Consider the following 14,944-nt stretch of genomic DNA (forward strand, 5'->3'; position numbering starts at 1 on the left):
CCCATAGGGCCTGGGGCGGTAGCATGGCGCCGTGAGTTCAGACGCCGCCCTCTCCTACCGCGAGGCCTACGCCACCCTGTCGCGCATCGCGGCCGAGCTGGAAAGCGGCGAGGCCGACCTCGACCGCGTGCTGCCGCTGCTGGAGGAAGCGCGGGTCGCCTACGCCGGGTGCCGCGACCGCCTGGAAGCGGTGCGCGCCGTGCTGGCCGGCACCTGGGCCGACGAGGGTTCAGACGACGAGGCAGATGCAGACGAGTACGACGAGGATGAAAGCTGACCTGAGTCCGGGCGCCATCCGGTACTGCTCCAGGGAAGGGAAAGCCCTTCACGCCGTTCAGGGTGACAGCCGAAGGAACCGGTCTCATCAATAGTCTGGACAGTTTAGGCTCAGTGTCCTTTCAAATGCGCTGAGGACGAGGTTTTTGGCTCCTCTCCCCTTGTGGGGGACTGGAACAGCTCGCTCCGCGAGAGGCTGGGACTCGGAGAGCTGTGCAGCAGAGGGGGGGACGGAAATGGCGTCCCAGACAGCAATAACGGAGTTGTTCAGCACTGGCGGTATGAAACTGTCCGCACCATTGATCACGCCCCCTCCGCTCAGAGCGGCAGGCCCCCCAGCGCGTCGGTGATGCTCTGCTCGCCGGAGACCACCTCGAAGACCCGGCCGACCGTGCGGGGGTCGTCCAGGCAGGCGAGCACCACCGCCGCCACGTCGTCCCGCGGGATCATGCCGCCCGGAAGCTGCGCGGCCACCCGCACCCGGCCGCTGCCCGGCGTGTCGCTCAGGCCGCCGGGGCGCACGATCGTCCAGTCCAGGGCGCTGGCCTGCACGTGCGCGTCCGACCCCGCCTTGATCCGCAGGACGCCCGCCAGGAAGGGCGGCATCTGATTCGGGCGATCCACGCCCATCGAACTCACGACCACCAGCCGGCGCGGGCCGCGCACGGGCAGGGTGTCGGCCACACGGATCAGCGCGTCGCCGTCGATGGCCTGGGCGTGGCCCGCCACGCCGGCGCCGGCGGCCCAGACAACCGCGTCGGCGCCGTCCAGCACGTCCTGCCAGTCGCCGGTCAGGTCACCCAGCACCGGCTCGGCCCCGTGCAGGCGCAGCATCTCGGCCTGTTCCTCGGTTCGTACCAGACCACGTACCCTGTGTCCTGCCGCACTGGCCTGGGCCACGACCCGTCGCCCCACGCCGCCCGCCGCCCCGATCACGCTGAGATTCATAGGCCGAGGCTACGCCGCGGGCGCAGATAAAGAGTTCGTCAATGCACCTTTGCGGGTATCCTGGCAGACATGAGCGACGCCATGCGTCCCGAGTCTCCACAGGCCCCGCCGACCACGCCGGCACTGCCGGCCGACGTGCCGGCGCCGGTCGTGAACCCGCTGATGTACCGCTTCGTGGTGGCCGTGACCTACCTGCCGGTGCTCCTGTCGGGCATGCGGCTGGACGTGGAGGGCCAGGAACACATGCCGCCGCCGGGCACGCCGCTGGTGGTGGCCTCCAACCATGTCAGCGGGCTCGACCCCTTCCTGGTGGCGCGCGCCCTGCCGCCGGGGAGACACCTGCAGTTCATGGCGAAAAAGGAGCTGTTCCTGCCGCTGATCGGCTGGATCATCCGTACCGGCGGTTCCTTCCCGGTCGACCGCTCCGGCAACGATGTCGGCGCGGTTCGCACCGCCCTGCGGATCTTGAAGAACCAGGGCACGGTGGGCATCTTCCCCGAGGGCACACGCGGTGGCCACGAGCTGCAGGGCGGGGTCGCGCTGATCGCCGCCAAGGGCCGCGCGCCGATCCTGCCCGCCGGAATCAGCCGGCAGGGACGGCGCTGGCTGGTGCGCTTCGGCCCGGCTATTTCTCCCAGAGGCGGGATCAAGGCGGTCACGGCCGAGCTGGGCAGCGAACTGGAACGGCTGGCGCAGCCGGGGGCGTAGGGAGTGAACCGGGTTCAGGACGGTGGCGGCGTATACCAGAGTGGAGCATTGGTGTGCAGGACGCTCAGGCCACTCCTGAGTCGGATCGCTGTGCATTCGAAGGCTTCGCGCCCACCCCTCGCGTTCATCACGCCGTCCAATTCCCACCGCATCCGTCCCTTCCTGATGTAGCTCGGAACCCGGGGAGCAGCGTTCAGATCGACCGTCAGGGCCGCGTCGTGGGGATGGAGAAAGCGCATGTCCGCCTCGCAGGCGAGCAGGATGCGCCGCAAAGTCCCCGGACTCGTGACCCACTTGCCGGCCGTGGCCCGCCCTCCAGATGCAAAGCTCGCCAGTCCCAGTAAGGCGAGCAGCAGCAGAGGGATGAACCCGAACAGGCAGTTTCGCATCGTGGATCGGCCTCAGCGTACCTCTACCCTCGCTCTGGAGAATCCACCCTTGGAATGACGGGCAGAGCGACTGGAACGCACCGCCCCACCAACCCTCGCCGCCTCAGCGCCGCAGCGGCGCGGCCAGCGGGATCGGGCAGGGTCGGGGGGAGCTGACAGGCACGGGCGTCAGGGGAACAGGCACCATCTGCGCGCTGCCGGGCCGGAAGGGCTCGCGGGGCAGTACGCGGCCCGAGACCACCGCCGGACATACTGAAAATTGGGAAAGGTTGAAGGCCGGGCCAGAAGCGGCCGAGCCCTTCACGGCCGGGGCCGTGTTCACGCTGAGACCCGTGGTCAGGGCCAGCACCACCATCATCCAGGGCATGCCTCAGCGTACCCCCGTGCCCGCAGCGCTATAGTGCCCGCGACGGCGATGGGGGAAGCCCGGTGAAGGCCCGGCAGGTTCAAGACCTGCACAGCGGCCCAGTCCGGCACTGTCGCGCAACGGTAATCCAGCCTTTCGCGGGTCTGGAAAGTCCGAATACCTGCCGCCGTCCGCGTGACCCACCACAGTGTGGGCCGCGTCTGGCCTGACCTCTCGCGGAAGGAGGGAACGCCGCGCTGCGCCACAGCAGCCCGACGATTCAGCCATCCGCCCTTCCAGCACCCGCTGGCGGGGCGGTGTTCAGTTCCGGCGCCTGTACTCCAGCGCAGAGGTCAGGGGCAAGGAGACCTTCATGAAAAGCACCATCCTGATCAGCCTCACCTTTGCGCTGTCCGCGAACGCCGGCGCGACCACCTATCCCCTGACCCTGCAAGACGACCTGGGCCGCAAGGTGATCATCAAGAGCGAGCCGAAGCGGATCATCTCGATGCTGCCCAGCACCAGCGAAACGCTCTGCGCGCTGAAGGTCTGCGAGCGGCTGGTCGGCGTGGACGCCTACAGCGACTATCCGGCCCAGCTCGGCAAGGTGCCCAAGGTGGGCGACCTGTTCACGCCGAACATCGAGGCCATCGTGGCCGCGAAGCCCGATCTGGTGCTGATCAGCAAGGACGGCAAGCTCGAAGGCCCCCTGACCCAGGCCGGCATCACGGTCTTCGCCCTGTACCCCGTGACCTACGACGAGGTGTTCAGCAAGACCCTCACGCTGGGCAAGCTCGTGAACCGCGAGGCCGCCGCGAAGACCCTGGTGACGGGCATGGCCCGCGACATCGCCAAGACCGAGATCCTGACCCGCTCGGCCGTGAACAGGCCGACCGCCTACTACGAGATCGACCCCACGCCGTACACGGTCGGGCCGAAGTCCTTCCTGGGCGTGCTGCTGGGCAAGGCGGGGGCGCGCAACATCATTCCCGAGAGCATGGGCGAGTTTCCCAAGGTCGATCCGGAGTTCATCGTGAAGGCCAACCCGCAGCTGATGCTGGGGCTGGATCGCCAGGCGGCCGCCGCGCGCCCCGGCTGGGCCGGGCTGCAGGCCGTGAAATCGGGCCGGGTCATCGACATCCCGGCCGAGCTGGGCAGCAGCCTGTCGCGCCCCGGCCCGAGGTTGCCGCAGGCGCTGCGTGGGCTGGCCCGCCTGATCCACCCGGAACTGTTCCGGTAGGGGCGGGAGGTCGTGGCCGTGACCCAGCCCCGCCCGGTGCCCGTCCCCCCGCGCTCCGTGGGCTGGGCGCGGCTGCCGCGCACACTGGGCCTGATCGTGCTGGTGGCGGTCGCGGTCGTGCTGGGCACCGGTCTGGGCAGCGTGACCATCCCGCCGGCCGAGGTGCTGGGCGCCCTGTGGCGCGGCCTGAGCGGGCAGGAGGCGCTGGGCAGCGACGTGATCGTCTGGCAGATCCGCCTGCCCCGCGTGGCGATGGGCCTGCTGGTGGGCGCGGCGCTGTCGGTGAGCGGCGCGGCCTTCCAGGGCGTGTTCCGCAACCCGCTGGCCGATCCCTACCTGCTGGGCGTGGCGAGCGGTTCGGCGCTGGGGGCGACCCTGGCGGTGGTGCTGGAGTGGCCCCGGGCGCTGATCCCGGTGGCCGCCCTGGTGGCGGCGCTGGGCGCGGTGGCGCTGGTGCTCGCGCTGGCGCGGCGCGGCCGGCAGTTCCCGCCCACCCGGCTGATCCTGGCGGGCGTGGTGGTGGGCAGCGTGCTCAGCGCCGCCAGCACCGCGCTGATCCTGCGCGGGCAGGATCGGGCGCGGCTGGTGCTGTCGTACACCCTGGGCGACCTGGGCTTCAGCGGCTGGCGCGACGTGCTGACCGTGCTGCCCTACGTGGCGCTGGGGGCCGGCACGCTGCTGGCGCTGGCCCGCGCGCTGGACACCCTGCAGCTCGGCGACCTGACCGCCCGCTCGCTGGGCGTGCCGGTGGAACGCCTGCGCCTGCTGGTGGTGATCGCGGCCTCCGTCGCCACGGCGGGCGCGGTGGCCTACGTGGGGATCATCGGCTTTCTCGGGCTGATCGTGCCGCATATCGTGCGGCTGGCCTTCGGGGCGGGGCACCGCACGCTGCTGGGGGCCTGTGCGGTGCTGGGCGGCGCGGGGCTGGTGCTGGCCGACCTGCTGGCGCGCACCACGCCGCTCTCGCAGGTGGGCATCGTGACCACGCTGCTGGGCGGGCCGTTCTTCCTGTGGCTCCTGCGGAGGCAGCATGACTGAAGCGGCGCGACTGGGGCAGCGTGACCGGGGCAGCGTCACGGGGATGACGACCGGGCCCGCCGCGCTGGAGGCCGTGAACCTGCACGTCCGGGCGGGCGACCATCCGGCCGTGCGGGGGGTCAGTGCCGCCTTTCCGGCGGGCCGCTTCTCGGCGCTCATCGGCCCGAACGGCGCGGGCAAGTCCACCCTGCTGCGCGCCCTGATGGGCCTGAGCCCCGTGCAGAGCGGCGAGGTGCGCGTGGGCGGGCGGCGCCTGGGCGACCTGGGCCGTGCCGAGCGCTCCCGCACGCTCGCCTTCCTGGCCCAGGGCGAGGCGCTGCCCGACTCTGCCCGTGTGCGCGAGGTGGTGGCCCTGGGGCGCGGCGCGGGCGAGTGGCGCTGGGGCCTGATCCCCACCCGCCCCTGGACGCCGGCCGACGAGGACGCCGTGACCGGCGCCCTGGAACGCACCGACACCCGGCGCTTTGAGGGGCGGCGGGTGTCGGAACTGTCGGGCGGCGAGCGGCAGCGGGTCGCGCTGGCCCGCGCGCTGGCGGCGGAGCCCCGGTTCCTGCTGCTCGACGAACCGACCAACCACCTCGACCTCGCCTACGCCCTGGAGGTGATCCGCTACCTGCGCTGCGAGGCCGAGGGCGGCCTGGGCGTGGTGGCCGTCCTGCACGATCTGAACCTGGCCGCGCGGGCAGATCGTCTGGTCTTGCTACATGAGGGCCTTGTGCTGGCGGCGGGCTCCCCCGAGCACGTCCTGACCCCCGAGCATCTGCGCGCGGCCTATGGTGTCCGAGCAAGAGTGGTCAGGGACGCAGACCGCCTGCTCGTCATCCCGGAGGATGAGGCATGACTGGGCTCAGGTTCCGCGTCCACCCAGGCCCGCCCTCTGCGGCTCCCGCCCTGCCCGGTTCATCGGCCGATGAACACCGGGAGGGCTAGCCCGGTGCCGCCGCTGTACTTCCGCACCTCCGGCCACCTGCTCGTCTGCCAGGGCCCCAACTGTCAGGCGCGCGGCTCGGCGCTGCTCCACAAGGCCCTCTGGAACCACCTGGAGCGGCAATCGCTGGCGTACTACAAGAAGGGCGGCAGCCTGCGCCTGACCGAGAGCGGCTGCCTGGGCTCGTGTTCCTTCGGCCCCAGCCTGTGCGTGTACCGGCGGCGGGAAAGCGGGCTGCAGGAGGCGTGGTACGCCGCCGTGGACTTTCCGCTGGCCGCGCGGATCGCCCAGGCCGTGCACGAGGGCACGGAGCTGCCCGCCGAGCATCAGTACGGCCCGGAACAGCAGCCGGCCCTGTCTCCCTAGCACCGTCTCCACCGTGCTCTTTTTCCAGGGCGCTCGTTCTCACCCGGTTCGCCCCTGGCACCGCACACCCTGAGGGGCGCCGGAAACTCCATCCCCCAGCGCGGCACCCGTTGGCGGGATACAACGGCCGTTTGCGGGAAATGAGGGTCATGTTAAGGTCTCCTCACACACTGGACAGCCTGCAGCGCTCGGCGCAGGCCCCGACAGGCACTAGACCGGCGGGCACGGGGCCGGGTCTGGCAGGCCAGAAGCGGTACCGGACGCCGGCGCCGTGAAGCGTGGGGAGGAACCTATGAAGAGACTGGTCATGGCCGCAGCGACGGCGCTGTTCATGTCGGCCGGCGCCGGGGCCCAGCAGGGCGCCGCCTCGAGCTTCGACACCGAGTTCCCCGGCCTCAATCCCTGTACGGGCGAAACGGTGGCTTATTCCGGCACCTTCCGCTTCGTGAGCACGCCCTCCAGGGTCGGCAGGAGCAGCGTCACGCTGCACTTCACCGGCATCGGCAGCCTGGGCAACCGCTACGTCTTCCAGGACGTCCTGCACGAGACCAGCCGCAGCGGCACCGACGGTTCCTCCGAGTACGAGTCCGCAGAGAAGAGCCTGGTGATCTCCTCGACCAACGCGCCGAACTACCTCCTGACCGTCAGGACGACGCTGACCTACAACCCGCTGACCGGTATGTACACCAATGTGTGGATGAACAAGGAATCCTGCACCGGCAAGTGAAGTCACGCAGACGCTGACGCCCTTGGGCGGTCATCGGTCAGGAGCCATCGGAACACCATCTCCGGTGGCTCCCTGCGTTTGCTGGCCTCAGCCCCGCACGACCTCCAGGATCTTGTCGCCGTACTTGCGGAGCCGCTCGGGCCCCATGCCCTTGACGGCTCGCAGGTCGGCCTCGGTGTAGGGCACGCGGCGGGCGATCTCGGCCAGGGTGGCGTTGCTCGCGATGATGAAGCGGCTGATCTCCTGGCGTTTGGCCTCGGCGTTGCGCCACTCGCGCAGGCGGGCATAGACGGCCGCCTGCTCGTCCGAGAGGTCGGCAGCCGGGTCTTCCTTCCCCTCGGCGACGGCTGCCACGGGCAGGTCGGGCGCGATGATGACCGGGGCCTCGCTGGGGGCTGGGGCCTGTTCCACCGGCCCGCGACCGCCCCGGCGACCAGCCGGAGCCGGCCGGGAGGCCGCCGGAGCGTGCGCCACGGGGGCGTCGGGCTGTGCGTCTGGCCGCGCGTCGGGCTGATCGGCGGGCAGCGAGCGTTCGGGCTGGTGCAGCACGTCGGGCAGTTCGTCGCCCAGATTGGGCGCGTCGGGGCCGGAGCTGACCGGGATCGGCAGCTTCACCTGCGGCTGCGCGATATCGCTGTAGACGATCTCGGGTTCCCAGCTCTCCTCGACCTGGGCGGGCGGGGTGAACATCGGCTCCGCGTCGCTCGGGGCCGTGGCTGCGTCCTCGTCGTGGCGCGGGGCGTCGAAGGTGAAGCGTTCGGGCACGTCCGGCTGGGAGGGGCGTGCCTGATCCGGGCGCTCGCCCCGCCGGCCCTCGCCCTGGCGCCCGCGATCCTGGCGGTTGCGGCCGGGGCGGCGGTCGTCGCGGCGAAACTCGTCGCGGCGGGGCTCCTCACGGCGCAGTTCCTCACGACGCGGTTCCTCACGGTTCGGCTCGCCGCGCCCCTCCTCCCGTCTCGCTTCGGCGGGCGGGTTCATCGGCGCGGGCCGGAAGTCCCCCAGGGGCCGCTCATCGCCGCGCAGCAGCGCCAGGGCCGTGTCGGTCTCCTCCAGGCCGGGGGCCAGCAGCACGCCGCCGGGCACGCTGCGGGCCGCCGCCACCACGCCGCCCAGGGGCGCCGCGCTGTCGGCGGCGGCGTCGGGAGCGAGCAGCAGGGCGGTGGGGCCGGCGGCCTGCGCCGCGCCGCCCAGCCGCTCGGCCAGCTGCACCACCGTCCGGGCCGCCCGTGCCAGGCGCAGGGGCAGGGTTGCCACGTCGCGCAGGGCCATCGCCACGCTCAGGTCGCTGGGGGCGGGGGCGGCGGCCTCGGGGGCGCGGCCCGCCCCGAACACCGCGCTCAGCGGGGCGTCGCCGTGACCGGTCAGGGTCGCGGAGTCGCGGTAGACGATCAGCGCGGCGCCCTGGCCCAGCCAGCCGCCTCCCGGCGCCAGCGTGCCGTCCACGATCACGTCCACCCCGGCGCGGCGGGCCCGCTCCAGCTCGGCGTCGCCGGGTTCCAGCAGCCAGGCGGCCCGCGAGCCGCGCCAGTCGCCGTCCAGGGCGGCCACGGCCAGCCCGGCTTCGGCCAGGGCGTCACGGTTCACGCGCACCCGGGCGTCTACCCGCAGCGTGCCCGGGCCCAGCAGCGCGGCCAGTTGCCGGGCCAGGGCCCGGTCGTCGCGCAGCAGCAGGCCCCAGTCGGCCCCCTCCAGATCGGCCAGGGCGGTGGCCAAGCGGGCAGGCGGGTCGCCGCGCTCGGCGTGCAGTCGCACGAGGCGGGCGTCGGGGCGCAGGGGCGGGAGTGGAGCAGTCATACCCCCATTGTGCGGCACGCCGGCCAGAGGCAGGCGCTACGCTGCTGCTCATGCGACCCCTGCTGCCCGCCCTGTTGCTGGTCTCTGCCGCCACGCAACCAGTCTCGGCCCAGCCAGTCGCAGCGCAGGCAGTCGCGGCGCAACCAGTCGCGGCGCAGGTCGCGGCTCCCGGCCTGCCCGTGCTCACCCTCTCGGCGCCGGTGGGCGCGTCGGTGGAGCTGCGGACGAGCACGAGCAGCCGGCTGCGGCTGGGCGAGGTGAAGGTCTCGGCGTTGCCGGGCAAGGCAGTTCCCCCGGCCGAGCTGAACCGTCTGCGGAGCAGCTTCAACGAGGGCCCCGCCGCGCAGACGACCACCGTGACCGGCAAGGCGTTCTACAGGGTGGCCGCGCGGGGCGAGGGCGGAACCGTGCTCGTGGGCAGCGTGGTGCAGAACGTGGCCGGGCAGCCGCCCCTGACGATGCGGATCAGCCAGACGGTGGCCCCGGGCGGAGAGGTCAGCGGCCTGAAGGTCGAGAGCGACGATCCCCGGCTCAGGGCGGTGCTCGCCCAGCTCACGCCCGAGGGGATCGAGCACATGCTGAGCCAGAACGGCTCCAGTCTGAAGGGGGTCTACGCGCAGGCGCTGGTGCCGGGCACCTTCACCGAGCAGACCGTCACGCTGGACATGCAGGAAATGACGACCGCCCTCTTCTCGTCGCTGGCCGGGGCCGACGGCGCGGCGCTCCCCCAGGTGCAGGTCACCCCGCTGAGCATGCTCACGCGCACGACCTACCAGGGGCTGAGCGCGCAGGGACTGCACACCTTCACCACCCGCTCCTCGGCCCAGGACTGGCAGGTGGCGCTGAAGGGCGAGGGCGACATGCCCGGCATGACCATGCGCCTGGGCGCCCTGGACTCCAGCGGCACCCAGACCTTCCGCCGGGATGGCCTGCCGGGGCCGAGCCAGCAGAGCATGACCATGTCCATGCAGCTGGACATGACGATCGGCGGCGCGCAGGTGAGCCTGACCATGACCCTGGAGCAGCGCACGGCGATCACCCTGCCCTGAGGTGGCCCGCACCGGAGGGGTCTGAACCCGGCCGCGGTGGGCCGCTCCGCCGCCTTCCCGAGCTGACGCGCGGCACCTGAACTTACAAACGCCGCCCCCCAAACGCGCCATGCTGTGCCACACGGAGGTCTTTCATGGCGCGCATCACCCGCTACAGCAAATTCGAGGGCGAACTGGATCAGCTGGAATCCAGCGAACTCATGCAGATGATCCAGGAAGCGCTGCTCGGGCAGGGCATGAACGATCCCTACGACCCCGACCCCAACGCTCGCCCCTCCATGGACGACCTCTTCGACGCGATCCTGGAGGCCCTGGCCGACCGCGGCATGATCCCCGAAGAGCAGCTGATGGAGGCCATGCAGTCGGACGACATCCGCGAGACGCCGCTGGGTCAGCAGATCCAGCGCCTCATGCACAGGCTCCAGCAGGACGGCTTCATCCGCAAGGAATTCGAGGAAGGTGAGGGCGGCGGCCAGGGCGAGGCCGGCGACGCCAAGTTCCAGCTGACCGACAAGTCCATCGACTTCCTGGGCTACAAGAGCCTGCGCGACCTGATGGGCGGGCTGGGCCGCTCCAGCGCCGGCGCCCACGACACCCGCGAGTACGCCTCGGGCGTCGAGATGACCGGTGAACTCAAGAACTACGAGTTCGGCGACACGCTCAATCTGGACACCACCGCCACGCTGGGCAACATCATGGGCAAGGGCTTCGACCAGCTCGAGGAGTCCGACCTCGTGATCCGTCAGGCCGAGTACAACTCTTCGGCGGCGACCATCGTGCTGCTGGACTGCTCGCACTCCATGATCCTGTACGGCGAAGACCGCTTCACGCCGGCCAAGCAGGTCGCGCTGGCGCTGGCCCACCTGATCCGCACCCAGTACCCCGGCGACACCGTGAAGTTCGTGCTGTTCCACGACTCCGCCGAGGAAGTGCCGATTTCCAAACTGGCGCAGGCGCAGATCGGGCCGTACCACACCAACACCGCCGGGGGACTGAGGCTCGCGCAGCAGCTCCTCAGGCGCGAGAACAAGGACATGAAGCAGATCGTGATGATCACCGACGGCAAGCCCTCGGCCCTCACGCTGCCCGACGGCCGCATCTACAAGAACGCCTACGGCCTCGACCCCTACGTGCTGGGCGCCACCCTGCGCGAGGTCGCCAGCTGCCGCAGAAGCGGCATCCAGGTCAACACCTTCATGCTGGCCCGCGATCCCGAACTGGTGGGCTTCGTGCGCCGGGTGTCCGAGATGACCAAGGGCAAGGCCTACTTCACCACGCCGCACAACATCGGCCAGTACGTGCTGATGGACTTCATGACCAACAAGACGAAGATGATCAACTGAGGCTGATGGCGGAAGGCAGATGGCAAATGGCTCAGGATTTTTAGCCATCTGCCATTTGCCTTCTGCGTATCCTCCCCCCATGACCCCCTCTGCACCTGAGGCCCTACCTGTCCTGTCGCGCACGCCGGGCACGCTGGACGCGCTGCTCAGGGGACTGGGATCAGGGTGGACGGAGCGGCGGGAGGGGCCAGGCACCTGGAGCCCACGCGAGGTGGTCGGGCACCTGCTGGACGCGGAGCGCGTGAACTGGCTGCCGCGCCTGCGGGCCATCCTTCATGGAGACGGCGTGTTCCCGCCCTTCGACCGCTCCGCGCATCTGGAGACGTACCGCGAATGGACGCTGGACGACCTGCTGGACGCCTTCGCCGCTGAGCGCACCCGCAGCCTGGACGAGCTGGCCGGGTTCCGGCTCTCCCCCGCCGACCTGGAGCGCCAGGGAACGCACCCTGAATTCGGAACGGTCACCGCCGGGCAACTGCTGGCGACCTGGGCCGTGCACGACCTCGACCACCTCGTGCAGATCACCCGCACGATGGCCGGCGGCTCCCGCGAGGCGGTGGGGCCGTGGCGGGCCTATCTGCGGGTGCTGGAGAATGGTGATGGTTGATCGTAGATGGTTGATGGAGCAAAGCTTTTTCTATCAACTATCTTCCATCACCCATCTACATCTTCACGAACATCGGCGGCGTCACGCCCACCATACGGGCCATCATCCAGGCCTGACCCTTGTGGTGGGCCTCGTGCTGGGTGATGAACTCGAGCAGCATCCACACCGGCATCTCGCGGCCGCCGAAAGCCGGAATACTCCGCTGAAGATCATCGTCGGACAGGGCCAGGACGGTGGACACGAAGGCGTCCTGGGTGCTCTGGAGGCGAGCGCGGGCGTCTGTCAGGCCCGTGCTGGGCGCTCCGGGCGCGTCGGGTTTCTGGCCCTGGAGCATGGCCGGAATCCTGTTCACGCTGGCAGACAGGTGATCGGCCAGCCGGACGAAGGACATCCCCTCGTCCCAGGCCGCGAAACCGCCCTGTTCCTCGGGAAGCTGACCGTACAGGTCGATCAGGGCGCCACGGTGGGACTGAAACGCGCGGGCATAGCGGGTCGCTTGGCTCATGCGTGCAGGATAGCGTTCAGGCGGACTGCCGCTCCATTCAGTCGGATCGATTCCGAACACAGAACGGATGGCATTCGGAGTTCGTTTCAGGCGGGCTGGATCTGCCTCAGCAGGTTCACGGTCTCGATCATGGCCAGCACGGCCTCGGCGCCCTTGTTGCCGGCCTTGATGCCCGCTCGGTTCAGCGCCTGCTCGACCGTGTCGGTGGTGAGCACGCCAAACGCCACAGGCACGCCCGTGTGCAGCGAGGTGTTCAGGATGCCGGTCGCCGCGCCGCCCGCCACGAAGTCGTAGTGGTCGGTGTCGCCCTTGATGACCGCGCCCAGGCAGACCACGGCGTCGTAGCGGCCGGACTGTGCGAGCCGGCGGGCGATGAGGGGCACCTCGTAACTCCCGGGGGCCAGGAAGTGGTCGAGGTTCTCGGTCTTGCCGCCGTGCTGCACGAAGGCAAGTTCGGCGCCCTCGACCAGCCGGTCGACAATCAGGTGGTTCCAGCGGGTGCTGACGACAGCGAACTTCAGGTCGGTGGCGAGCAGGGTGGCTTCGATACGGTTCACGGGGGCTCCTTGTGGGGCTGCGGGCTGCGGGCTGCGGGCTCTGGGCTCTGGAGGCTAGCGGGTCTCGACGGTGACGGATAAAGCAGGCGCTGAAAACGGGGGCTGATCCTCTGGCTCACAGCTCACAGCTCAGAGCTCACAGCCCACATCACCCTGCCCCTCTAATCGCCCATCCCACCCGTGCCGATGTGACCGAGTTTGTCGGCCTTGGTACTCAGATACGCCGCGTTGTAGGCGTTCTGGCCGGCGTGCAGGGGAACGCGCTCCACGACCTCCAGGCCGAAGCCGCCCAGGGCGTGCAGCTTGCGGGGGTTGTTGGTCAGCACGCGCAGCTTGCGGGCGCCCAGCAGATGCAGCATCTGGGCGCCGATGCCGAAGTCGCGGGCGTCGGCGGGAAAGCCCAGGCGCAGGTTGGCCTCCACCGTATCGGCGCCGCCGTCCTGCAGGTGGTAGGCGCGGATCTTGTTCAGCAGGCCGATCCCCCGGCCCTCCTGGCGCAGATAGATCAGCACGCCCCGGCCCTTGGCGGCGATGGCCTGCAGGGCGGCGTCGCGCTGGGGGCCGCAGTCGCAGCGCAGGGAGTGGAAGCCGTCGCCGGTTAGGCACTCGCTGTGCACGCGCACCAGCAGGGGCTCCGGCGTGACCTCACCCATCACCAGCGCCACGTGTTCGGCGCCGCTCAGGGTGTCCTGAAAGCCCACGATGCGGAACTCACCGTACTCGGTGGGCAGCCGAGCCTCGGCCACGAGCTGCACGAACCCGCCGGGCGACGGGCGCGCCGCCGGCAGGCCGTCCGGCAGCGGGGCGCCCACGGAGGCGGTGGCGGGATCGTGCTCCAGGCGCCAGGCGATCAGGGCCTCGATGGAACCGACCTTCAGGCCCTGCTTCTCGCCGAAGGCCAGCAGCTCCGGCAGGCGGCTCATCTCGCCGCCGTCGTTCATGATCTCGCAGATCACGCCGACGGGGGAAAAGCCCGCCAGCCGCGCCAGGTCGCAGGCCGCCTCGGTGTGCCCAGGGCGGCGCAGCACCCCGCCCGGCCGCGCCACCAGCGGGAAGATGTGCCCCGGACGGCGGAAGTCGGCGGGCTGCGCCGCGTCGTCCAGCAGGGCAGAGATAGTCGCGGCGCGGTCGAAGGCGCTGATGCCGGTGGAATTGCCGACATGATCCACGGACACGGTAAAGGCCGTGCCGTTCGGATCGGAGCCTGCCCCAAAGGAGCCGGAACCCACCATCGGCGTCAGGTTCAGGGCCAGTGCGCGCTCGGGCGTGAGGGTCACGCAGATCAGGCCCCGCCCCTCGCGGGCCATGAAGTTCACCCACGCCGGGGTGGCGGTGGCGGCGGGCATCAGCAGGTCGCCCTCATTCTCGCGCCCCTCGTCGTCCACCAGGATCACCGGGCGCCCGGCTCGGAGCTCATCCAGCAGCTCGGGAATGGAAGCCAGTGTCTTGGAGGCCAGCGTCATGCGCCCTCCTCCGGCGTCCAGTCCCGCATCGCCAGCAGGCGTTCCAGATACTTCGCCAGCTGGTCGGCCTCCAGATTGACCCGCGTGCCCGCCGCCCAGGTGTGCAGGGTGGTGACCTCCAGGGTGTGCGGCACCAGCCAGAGCGTGAACTCGTCGGGGCGCAGCTCCGGGCGGCCGGCGGGGCCGCCCACATCCACCACGGTCAGGCTCACGCCGTCCACGGTCACGGAGCCCTTGGGCACCAGATAACGGGCCAGCGGTGCGGGGGCGCGCACGGTCATGGTGTAGGCGCCGGGCCGGGCGTCCACCCGCAGGATCTCGCCCACGCCGTCCACGTGCCCGCTGACGATGTGCCCCCCGAAGCGCGCCTGCGCGGTCATGGCCCGTTCCAGATTCACGGCCCGGCCCTCCTGCCAGTGCGGCGCGGTCTTGGCCAGCGTCTCGCGGCTCAGGTCGACGCTGAAGCCGCGCTCGTCCCAGCCGGTCACGGTCAGGCAGGCGCCGCCGACCGCGACGCTTTCTCCCAGCTGCAGGTCGTCCCACAGCCGCGCGGGCTGGATGGTGACGGTGAGGTTTCCTCCGTTCTCCACGGTGCGGGCGACATGCCCCACCTGTTCGATGATTCCGGTAAACATGATCAGACCTCGGGTGGATGCGGTG

17 protein-coding genes are annotated in these 14,944 nt (G+C 70.5%); 10 read left to right on the plus strand and 7 right to left on the minus strand.

Annotated features, from left to right (window positions below):
• The first annotated feature begins 31 nt into the window (after positions 1-31).
• Complete coding sequence (gene xseB, locus CVO96_RS04305) at positions 32-277, plus strand: exodeoxyribonuclease VII small subunit (RefSeq protein ID WP_103310712.1); 246 nt, start codon at positions 32-34, stop codon at positions 275-277.
• Between the two features lie 317 nt (positions 278-594).
• Here xseB and CVO96_RS04310 read toward each other — a convergent pair whose 3' ends face one another.
• Complete coding sequence (locus CVO96_RS04310; RefSeq protein WP_103310714.1) at positions 595-1,224, minus strand: SDR family oxidoreductase; 630 nt, start codon at positions 1,222-1,224, stop codon at positions 595-597.
• Between the two features lie 69 nt (positions 1,225-1,293).
• On the opposite strand from CVO96_RS04310, the gene CVO96_RS04315 reads away from it, so the two are divergent.
• A complete protein-coding gene (locus CVO96_RS04315) occupies positions 1,294-1,932 on the plus strand; it encodes a lysophospholipid acyltransferase family protein (protein WP_103310717.1) in 639 nt (212 codons plus the stop codon).
• A gap of 492 nt (positions 1,933-2,424) precedes the next feature.
• On the opposite strand, the gene CVO96_RS04325 is transcribed toward CVO96_RS04315, so the two are convergent.
• Entirely contained in the window at positions 2,425-2,688 is a 264-nt protein-coding gene (locus tag CVO96_RS04325; protein WP_103310721.1) for a hypothetical protein, read from the minus strand.
• Between the two features lie 352 nt (positions 2,689-3,040).
• On the opposite strand from CVO96_RS04325, the gene CVO96_RS04330 reads away from it, so the two are divergent.
• The 5 genes from CVO96_RS04330 (at position 3,041) to CVO96_RS04350 (ending at position 6,966) form a co-directional block, all read left to right on the plus strand.
• On the plus strand, positions 3,041-3,907 hold the full coding sequence (locus tag CVO96_RS04330) for an ABC transporter substrate-binding protein (RefSeq protein WP_103310724.1): 867 nt from the start codon (positions 3,041-3,043) through the stop codon (positions 3,905-3,907).
• Between the two features lie 57 nt (positions 3,908-3,964).
• Positions 3,965-4,945, plus strand: a complete 981-nt coding sequence (locus CVO96_RS04335) for a FecCD family ABC transporter permease (protein WP_423739371.1) — start codon at positions 3,965-3,967, stop codon at positions 4,943-4,945.
• A gap of 43 nt (positions 4,946-4,988) precedes the next feature.
• Entirely contained in the window at positions 4,989-5,786 is a 798-nt protein-coding gene (locus CVO96_RS04340; RefSeq protein WP_103310727.1) for an ABC transporter ATP-binding protein, read from the plus strand.
• A 93-nt stretch (positions 5,787-5,879) separates the two neighbouring features.
• Positions 5,880-6,239: a (2Fe-2S) ferredoxin domain-containing protein gene (locus CVO96_RS04345; protein WP_103310731.1), complete on the plus strand. Its 360-nt coding sequence runs from the start codon at positions 5,880-5,882 to the stop codon at positions 6,237-6,239.
• A 292-nt stretch (positions 6,240-6,531) separates the two neighbouring features.
• Entirely contained in the window at positions 6,532-6,966 is a 435-nt protein-coding gene (locus tag CVO96_RS04350; protein WP_103310734.1) for a hypothetical protein, read from the plus strand.
• An 87-nt stretch (positions 6,967-7,053) separates the two neighbouring features.
• Here the strand turns inward: CVO96_RS04350 and CVO96_RS04355 are convergent, their stop codons facing one another.
• Positions 7,054-8,760: an HRDC domain-containing protein gene (locus tag CVO96_RS04355; protein WP_103310737.1), complete on the minus strand. Its 1,707-nt coding sequence runs from the start codon at positions 8,758-8,760 to the stop codon at positions 7,054-7,056.
• A gap of 50 nt (positions 8,761-8,810) precedes the next feature.
• Here CVO96_RS04355 and CVO96_RS04360 point away from each other — a divergent pair, with 50 nt between their 5' ends.
• From CVO96_RS04360 to CVO96_RS04370, 3 genes are all read left to right on the plus strand, one after another.
• Positions 8,811-9,809, plus strand: a complete 999-nt coding sequence (locus CVO96_RS04360) for a hypothetical protein (RefSeq protein ID WP_133161736.1) — start codon at positions 8,811-8,813, stop codon at positions 9,807-9,809.
• Positions 9,810-9,943: 134 nt separating this feature from the next.
• Positions 9,944-11,152, plus strand: a complete 1,209-nt coding sequence (locus CVO96_RS04365; RefSeq protein WP_103310743.1) for a vWA domain-containing protein — start codon at positions 9,944-9,946, stop codon at positions 11,150-11,152.
• 79 nt (positions 11,153-11,231) lie between these two features.
• Complete coding sequence (locus tag CVO96_RS04370) at positions 11,232-11,759, plus strand: DinB family protein (protein WP_103310746.1); 528 nt, start codon at positions 11,232-11,234, stop codon at positions 11,757-11,759.
• A 55-nt stretch (positions 11,760-11,814) separates the two neighbouring features.
• Here CVO96_RS04370 and CVO96_RS04375 read toward each other — a convergent pair whose 3' ends face one another.
• The 4 genes from CVO96_RS04375 to CVO96_RS04390 form a co-directional block, all read right to left on the minus strand.
• Positions 11,815-12,264, minus strand: a complete 450-nt coding sequence (locus tag CVO96_RS04375) for a DinB family protein (RefSeq protein ID WP_103310749.1) — start codon at positions 12,262-12,264, stop codon at positions 11,815-11,817.
• Between the two features lie 86 nt (positions 12,265-12,350).
• Complete coding sequence (ribH, locus tag CVO96_RS04380; protein ID WP_103310751.1) at positions 12,351-12,821, minus strand: 6,7-dimethyl-8-ribityllumazine synthase; 471 nt, start codon at positions 12,819-12,821, stop codon at positions 12,351-12,353.
• Between the two features lie 161 nt (positions 12,822-12,982).
• Complete coding sequence (gene ribA, locus CVO96_RS04385) at positions 12,983-14,284, minus strand: GTP cyclohydrolase II (RefSeq protein WP_103310754.1); 1,302 nt, start codon at positions 14,282-14,284, stop codon at positions 12,983-12,985.
• A complete protein-coding gene (locus CVO96_RS04390) occupies positions 14,281-14,919 on the minus strand; it encodes a riboflavin synthase (protein ID WP_103310756.1) in 639 nt (212 codons plus the stop codon). Before CVO96_RS04390 ends, ribA begins: the two co-directional genes overlap by 4 nt.
• Positions 14,920-14,944 lie beyond the last annotated feature (25 nt).

The organism is Deinococcus koreensis (genome assembly GCF_002901445.1).
In the GTDB taxonomy this organism is placed as follows: Bacteria; Deinococcota; Deinococci; order Deinococcales; family Deinococcaceae; genus Deinococcus; species Deinococcus koreensis.

Excerpts from the sequence above, each read along its gene's own strand:
- CVO96_RS04370 (WP_103310746.1), top strand. The coding sequence starts at position 11,232 with ATGACCCCCTCTGCACCTGAGGCCCTACCTGTCCTGTCGCGCACGCCG.
- CVO96_RS04365 (WP_103310743.1), top strand. The coding sequence starts at position 9,944 with ATGGCGCGCATCACCCGCTACAGCAAATTCGAGGGCGAACTGGATCAG.
- ribA (WP_103310754.1), bottom strand. The coding sequence starts at position 14,284 with ATGACGCTGGCCTCCAAGACACTGGCTTCCATTCCCGAGCTGCTGGAT.
- CVO96_RS04375 (WP_103310749.1), bottom strand. The coding sequence starts at position 12,264 with ATGAGCCAAGCGACCCGCTATGCCCGCGCGTTTCAGTCCCACCGTGGC.
- CVO96_RS04340 (WP_103310727.1), top strand. The coding sequence starts at position 4,989 with ATGACGACCGGGCCCGCCGCGCTGGAGGCCGTGAACCTGCACGTCCGG.
- CVO96_RS04355 (WP_103310737.1), bottom strand. The coding sequence starts at position 8,760 with ATGACTGCTCCACTCCCGCCCCTGCGCCCCGACGCCCGCCTCGTGCGA.
- CVO96_RS04315 (WP_103310717.1), top strand. The coding sequence starts at position 1,294 with ATGAGCGACGCCATGCGTCCCGAGTCTCCACAGGCCCCGCCGACCACG.
- CVO96_RS04360 (WP_133161736.1), top strand. The coding sequence starts at position 8,811 with ATGCGACCCCTGCTGCCCGCCCTGTTGCTGGTCTCTGCCGCCACGCAA.
- CVO96_RS04390 (WP_103310756.1), bottom strand. The coding sequence starts at position 14,919 with ATGTTTACCGGAATCATCGAACAGGTGGGGCATGTCGCCCGCACCGTG.
- CVO96_RS04310 (WP_103310714.1), bottom strand. The coding sequence starts at position 1,224 with ATGAATCTCAGCGTGATCGGGGCGGCGGGCGGCGTGGGGCGACGGGTC.
- CVO96_RS04330 (WP_103310724.1), top strand. The coding sequence starts at position 3,041 with ATGAAAAGCACCATCCTGATCAGCCTCACCTTTGCGCTGTCCGCGAAC.
- CVO96_RS04325 (WP_103310721.1), bottom strand. The coding sequence starts at position 2,688 with ATGCCCTGGATGATGGTGGTGCTGGCCCTGACCACGGGTCTCAGCGTG.
- CVO96_RS04350 (WP_103310734.1), top strand. The coding sequence starts at position 6,532 with ATGAAGAGACTGGTCATGGCCGCAGCGACGGCGCTGTTCATGTCGGCC.